Below are 5015 nucleotides of genomic sequence, written 5' to 3' on the forward strand. Positions count from 1 at the left end.
CTGACACTGGCTTTCCTCATTGGTGCAGAATGCAACCCACAGACTCGAATAAATTTACCGAACAAGCTTGGGATTCGATCGTTAAATCGCAAGAAATTGCGCGACGCTTTAAAAATCAGACCTTAGAGGTGGAACACGTTATTATTGCCCTCCTAGAGCAGAATAACGGTCTAGCCACCCGGATTTTACAAAAAGCTAATATAGAAATTCCGCGACTGCAACAACAGCTAGAAGTCTTCACCAACCGACAGCCGAAAGTGGCCATCGTCGATCAATTATACCTAGGTCGTGGTCTCGATCTGCTGCTCGATCGAGCGGAAGCATCCCGGGAAAGTTGGCAAGATAAATTTATCTCCGTGGAACATCTTCTCGTCGGTTTTGCCGAAGATGAAAGGGTTGGCCGGAAATGTTTACGCACTTTCAATCTTGACCCCCAAGATTTAGAATTAGCCATCAAAGCGATTCGCGGTACTCAAAAGGTTACTGAACCCAATCAAGAGGAAAAATACGAAGCTTTAGATAAATATGGCCGGGATTTAACAGCAGCGGCCAAAGAAGGCAAATTAGACCCAGTTATCGGTCGTGATGAAGAAATTCGACGGGTGGTACAAGTCCTCTCGCGACGGTCGAAAAATAACCCGGTTTTAATCGGTGAACCGGGGGTAGGAAAAACCGCTATCGCTGAAGGATTGGCCCAAAGGATTGTTAACGGAGATGTTCCCGAATCTTTGAAAAATCGTCAGTTAATTTCCCTCGATATGGGAAGTTTAATCGCTGGGGCAAAATATCGAGGCGAATTTGAGGAAAGATTGCGGTCAGTCATGAAAGAAGTGACCCAATCAGAAGGGCGAATTATTCTCTTTATTGATGAACTACATACCGTTGTCGGTGCGGGTTCTAGGGAAGGAGGATCGATGGATGCGGGCAACCTATTAAAACCTATGTTAGCTCGGGGAGAATTGCGCTGTATTGGGGCGACAACTTTAGATGAATATCGCAATCATATTGAAAAAGACCCCCCTTTAGAAAGACGTTTTCAACAGGTTTATATTAAGGAACCTTCCGTGGAGGATACTATCTCAATTCTCCGGGGTTTAAAAGAACGTTATGAGCTGCATCATGGGGTGACAATTACCGATTCGGCTCTAGTGGCAGCAGCTACCCTATCCCATCGTTATATTAGTGATCGTTTTTTACCCGATAAAGCGATCGATTTAGTTGATGAAGCGGCGGCAAAATTAGAGGTAGAAAGTACCACTAAACCCGCTGATTTGGAAATGATAGATCGTCGATTAATGCAGTTACAGATGGAAAAATTCTCCTTAGAAAAAGAGGAAAAAAAAGATAGAGCTTTTCAAGAGCGTTTAGAAAGAATTATCGAAGAAATTGAGGAATTAGATAGTAAACAAAAGCCTCTCGCTGACCAATGGCAAACCGAAAAACATATCGCCGAGGAAATTAAATTATTGCGAGAGGAAGAAGAACAATTGCGCCTACAGGTGGAACAGGCGGAACGAGCTTATGATCTCAATAAAGCAGCCCAATTAAAGTATGGCAAACTAGAAATTTTACAGGGGGAATTAGAAGTAAAAGAAAAAGAACTAGAAACTATTCAAGCGGCAGGTTCTACCCTGTTAAGACAACAGGTAACTGATGCTGATATTGCCGAAATAGTTGCCCGGTGGACGGGAATTCCTGTCAATCGTTTAATGGAATCGGAACGACAAAAATTATTAGAATTAGAGTCTCATTTACAGAAAAAAGTTGTCGGACAAAATGAAGCGGTCACGGCAGTAGCAGCGGCGATTCGACGCGCGCGCGCGGGAATGAAAGATCCCTCCCGTCCGATTGGTTCATTCCTGTTTATGGGACCCACAGGAGTGGGTAAAACCGAGTTAGCGCGGGCCTTGGCGGGGTTACTGTTCGACTCCGAGGAGGCCATGGTTCGCATCGATATGTCGGAATACATGGAAAAACACGCGGTTTCGCGGTTAATCGGCGCGCCTCCGGGTTATGTGGGTTACGAGGAAGGGGGACAACTATCGGAAGCGGTGCGTCGTCGTCCCTATTCTGTGGTTTTATTGGATGAAGTGGAGAAGGCCCATCGCGATGTTTTTAACATTTTATTACAAGTGCTTGACGATGGGCGCATTACTGACTCTCAGGGGCGAGTGGTGGATTTTCGGAATACGATTATCGTCATGACCAGTAATATTGGCAGTGACCATATTTTAAATGTTTCCGAAGATGCCGATTATGAGGAGATGCGGAAACGGGTTTTAACAGCTTTGCGGAGTCATTTTCGTCCCGAATTTTTGAATCGTATCGACGATTTAATTATTTTCCATACCCTGAAAAAAGAAGAATTGCGTTACATTGTTCGTCTGCAATTACAGCGTCTGGAAAGATTATTAGCAGAACAAAAAATCAATCTAGAATTAACTGCGGCAGCAGAAGATCATATCGTTACTGTTGGTTACGATCCTACCTACGGTGCGCGGCCTTTAAAACGCGCTATCCAACGGGAGTTAGAGAATCCTTTAGCCACAAAAATTCTCGAACAAGCTTTTATGGAAGGGGATACGGTGGTAATTGATTGTCTGGATGAAGTGTTAAGTTTTAGCAAAAAGGAGCTAGAAAGGGAAGGGCAAACATTAGAATTAGCCGTGGTTAACCTCAGTTCAGATTAAAACCAGACAGGGGATATATTCCCCTCCAATTCAGCCAATATAAACAAAATTTTGCCCCAAAAGGCCTGGTGAATCTAGCTAAACAGGTTTTGCCTATCTAGCTGACTGCCTATTGCTGTAACTGATGACCACAGCTACTACAAAAGCGATCGGTTGCCGCTACTTTTGCCCCGCATTGACGACAAAATCGGACTTTACTGACGGTTTTTGTGTCTCCCATACTCATTTTCATATCTCCCATTTGCATTTCCATGGGGGCAAAATTCATCGACATATTGCCCATTTTCATCGGTTGCATCGGTTGCATCGGTTGCATCGGTTGCATCGGTGAGGAGGAGAAACTGGTAGCAGTGGTCGATTGAGAGGACTGAGAAACTCCAGAGGTATGAGGAGAGGAAAAACCGATACTGCTTCCCTGAATTTGGATTCTGTGGGGTCCGGTTTCGGTGATAATTTCAATAATTGCCCCTTGGGGAATTATCTCTATTTGGGGTTCTTGTGTCCAAACTCCCGTGGCAAAACTACTGCTAGACTGCTGTTGTTGTCCCACCGCACCACTAGCGAGAGTTACAATCGTCTGCGGCCCTTGATTATCGAGATAGAGACGTTGTCCTGTGGGTAATTCACTATAAATAGCCATATTTTTGACAGGAAAAAGTAAAAAGTAAAAAGTAAAAACCTAGTTCACACCCCTAGGATCCAGTCTAGCGAGGATACAAATGTTAGAGGATTTTCTTAAGAATTTTATCGACAAAAAAAGGGTGGTTAACCCACCCTCACCATGTCTCAAGAAAACAAACTTTTTAACGGACGCTACCGGCTAATTTATCGACCCGAATCGGTTTCATCAGGTACAATTTGAGGAATTGCCAAGCGTTAGAGGCGAAGATAGGCAATTTCTTCAGGAATTTAACCAGTGCGGGACTGTTTTCGCTATCGATCGCCCGTAATCCCTCGTTATTGCCAACACAAATTTCTAGGCGATCATAAAATTCAGGACTATCCACATCGAGAACAATCGGGAAGACGCGGCCGGCGGTTTCATTGGTCTTCTCGATCACATACTTATCGTACTCGCGAGCGTCCAAACCGAGAATGGCGTAGAAACCGGAACGCTGAGTATCATTGAGATACATCGTAGCGAAGACCGAAAGCAGGAAGAAACGACACCAGAGACGAGCGCGCCAATCATTAAGAATATCAGGCTGCGCACGCATGATCGCATCAAAGAAGTCCCCGTGACGGTTTTCGTCTTGACACCAATTCTCGAAGAAGTTAAAAATCGGATAAACCCGATCTTCGGGATGTTGTTCGAGATGACGATAAATGGTGATATAGCGCCAATAACCGATTTTTTCGGAAAGATAGGTGGCGTAGAAGATAAATTTCGGTTTAAAGAAGGTGTAGTTACGGCTTTTGGTTAAAAATCCCAAGTCAAGGGAGAGGTTAAAATCCGATAAAGCCTTATTAAGGAACCCAGCGTGACGCGCTTCGTCCCGGGACATGAGGTTAAAGCATTCCGCGAGAACGGGATTTCTGTTTTTTAAACGTCTGCCGAGTTCTTTGTAGAGAAGAAAGCCGGAAAATTCAGCCGTGCAGGATCTTTCCAGAAATTCCACGAATAAACGGCGAGTTTCGCCATCAATGTGATCCCAAGAGCGATCGAATTCTTGATTGCGAACGAAGTGATGCCGGTTATAATCGGTACGGAATTCCTCTAAAATCGCTTTCAGTTCTTCCTCGTTAGCGGCGATCGACATTTCCGCCATCGCTTCAAAATCAGTGGTGTAGAAGCGGGGAGTGAGGATCGTTTCTTTAGCGGGAACTTTTATACCCGGACGGATTTCCTCGAATTCTGGTTTTTGGATCGTGCTGACCATAGGGATTATTGATTTTACTCTGGGATGATGATTGAGACGAGTAAAGGCTCTGACTTGATAATGACCAGCCGTGAAAAAACGGCTAGGATTCACTATAGCAAGCTCTCAGCCCTAGACTCTCTTCCTGTTCATTAAAAGTTACAACTCTTAATTAAGCTGTGTGAACAAACGCGGCTTTTTCGCTCCCAGTCTTGACAAATGTTCGGAGAGGTGGGGTTTGTTCGGTGATCAGTAAACAGTCATCGGTAATCGGTGAACTGAAAACCCACATCTGATAACAAGGTCCGAATCTAAAACCTAATTGGGCTCTTCGGTTTGTGTTATGCAATGGACGGGGATTATAAGGGATGGAACCCTTATATAGAAAGGCATTTAGCGATTTTTGTCAATTGTTTTTTATCTAGAGCGAACTAATCAATTAAGTCTCTTGCCAGATAAGGATTTA

The 5015-nt window shown here is 44.2% G+C and carries 3 protein-coding genes; 1 reads left to right on the top strand and 2 read right to left on the bottom strand.

Annotated elements, in window-relative coordinates; genetic code table 11:
- Positions 1 to 29 precede the first annotated feature (29 nt).
- Complete coding sequence (gene clpB / locus PX481_RS23825; protein WP_043999002.1) at positions 30 to 2690, top strand: ATP-dependent chaperone ClpB; 2661 nt, start codon at positions 30 to 32, stop codon at positions 2688 to 2690.
- 109 nt (positions 2691 to 2799) lie between these two features.
- On the opposite strand, the gene PX481_RS23830 is transcribed toward clpB, so the two are convergent.
- The gene (locus PX481_RS23830; RefSeq protein WP_002758515.1) at positions 2800 to 3330 is read right to left on the bottom strand and encodes a zinc ribbon domain-containing protein; all 531 of its coding nucleotides are present in this window, start codon (positions 3328 to 3330) and stop codon (positions 2800 to 2802) included.
- Between the two features lie 163 nt (positions 3331 to 3493).
- Positions 3494 to 4570: a magnesium-protoporphyrin IX monomethyl ester (oxidative) cyclase gene (gene acsF / locus PX481_RS23835; protein WP_288096405.1), complete on the bottom strand. Its 1077-nt coding sequence runs from the start codon at positions 4568 to 4570 to the stop codon at positions 3494 to 3496.
- Positions 4571 to 5015: the final 445 nt, after the last annotated feature.

This window comes from Microcystis sp. M53603_WE2 (genome assembly GCF_030065435.1).